1 protein-coding gene and 1 pseudogene are annotated in these 1,547 nt (G+C 63.9%); both read left to right on the top strand.

Going from position 1 to position 1,547, the window contains the following annotated elements:
- The coding region (gene ffh / locus I2E26_RS07375; protein ID WP_195420218.1) for a signal recognition particle protein at positions 1-1,289 on the top strand (1,289 nt) is incomplete at its 5' end.
- A 159-nt stretch (positions 1,290-1,448) separates the two neighbouring features.
- Positions 1,449-1,547 (top strand): annotated as a pseudogene (locus tag I2E26_RS07370) (thymidylate synthase); the annotation flags it as partial.

Raw genomic sequence — 1,547 nt, 5'->3', positions numbered from 1 at the left:
CGCTCTCCCCGGCACAAAACGTCGTGAAGATCGTCCTCGACGAGCTCATCGAGCTGCTCGGTGCCACCGAGAGCAAGCTCGTGCTGTCCAGCCGCATCCCCAACGTCATCATGCTTGTCGGCTTGCAGGGCTCCGGTAAGACCACTGCGGCCGTAAAGCTCGCCTACATGCTCAAGAAGCAGGGCAAGAGCCCCCTGCTCGCAGCCTGCGACGTCTATCGTCCCGCCGCTGCCGACCAGCTCGCCACGCTCGGCGGCGAGATCGGCGTGCCGGTGTTCCGCGGCGACGGCAAGAATCCCGTCGAGATCGCCCGCGCCTCCATCCGCGAAGCCGTCGACCACATGCGCGACGTGGTCATCGTCGATACCGCCGGTCGCCTGCAGATCGATGAACAGATGATGCAGGAGGCCGTCGATATCAAGAAGGCGGTCAAGCCCGACCAGGTGCTCATGGTCGTCGACGCCATGACCGGCCAGGACATCGTCAACGTGGTCTCCACCTTCGCTGAGCGCACCGACTTCGACGGCGTCATCATCTCCAAGCTCGACGGCGATGCCCGCGGCGGCGGCGCCCTTTCGGTGCGCCAGGTTACCGGCAAGCCCATCAAGTTCGTCTCGATGGGCGAGAAACCCGAGTCGCTCGAGGTCTTCAACCCGGAGCGCATGGCCAAGCGCATCCTCGGTATGGGCGATGTCATCGGCATCATCGAGAAGGCCCAGGAGATGGCCGACGCCGAGCAGATCGAAGCTGCCGAGCGCATGCTGCGCGAGGGCTTCACCATGAACGACATGCTCGAGCAGATGCGCGCCGTCAAGAAGATGGGCGGCATGAAGGGCATCCTCGGCATGCTTCCCGGCGGCCAGCGCGCCCTCAACCAGATGGGCGGCAACCTCGACGAGAGCGTGTTCGAGCGCAACGAGGCGATGATCATGTCCATGACGAAGGAGGAGCGGGAGAAGCCCGGCATCATCAACGGCCAGCGCCGCGCGCGCATTGCCCGCGGTTCCGGAACCACGCCTGCCGACGTGAACGCCCTTATGAAGCAGTGGGGCGAGATGAACAAGATGATGGGCAAGATGCGCTCCATGACCCAGCAGATGGCCGGTGGCGGCAAGAAGGGTAAAAAGGGCAAGAAGGGCAAGAAGATGCGTATGCCCGGCATCCCCGGCATGGGCGGTACGAACATGAACCAGCTCATGGGTGGCGCGAACCCCTTCGGAGGCGCTTCCGGCGGAAGCGAGATGGATATGCTGCGCGCTATGGAGCAGCAGATGCGCAACAAGCGGTAGCGCATACGGCCCGTCGTTTCTCCGGCGGGCCGTTTTCGTGCATATCGTTTGGGCATCGTGTGATGGGCCGCCATCCGCGTCATCAAGGGGGACGCGGCGGGTACACAGCAGCAGGTACGTTATTCGACGCGCGCGGGCTGCGTGCGAGAGGAGCCGGATATGAGCAAGGCCGACCAGCAGTTCGTGAGCATGTGCCGCGAAATCTTGGATCACGGAACCACGACGGAAGGGGAGAAGGTGCGCCCGGTTTGGGAGGAC

The sequence above is a fragment of the Collinsella sp. D33t1_170424_A12 genome (genome assembly GCF_015554865.1).
Taxonomy (GTDB): domain Bacteria; phylum Actinomycetota; class Coriobacteriia; order Coriobacteriales; family Coriobacteriaceae; genus Collinsella.
This window is presented reverse-complemented; position numbering and strand designations above follow the sequence as displayed.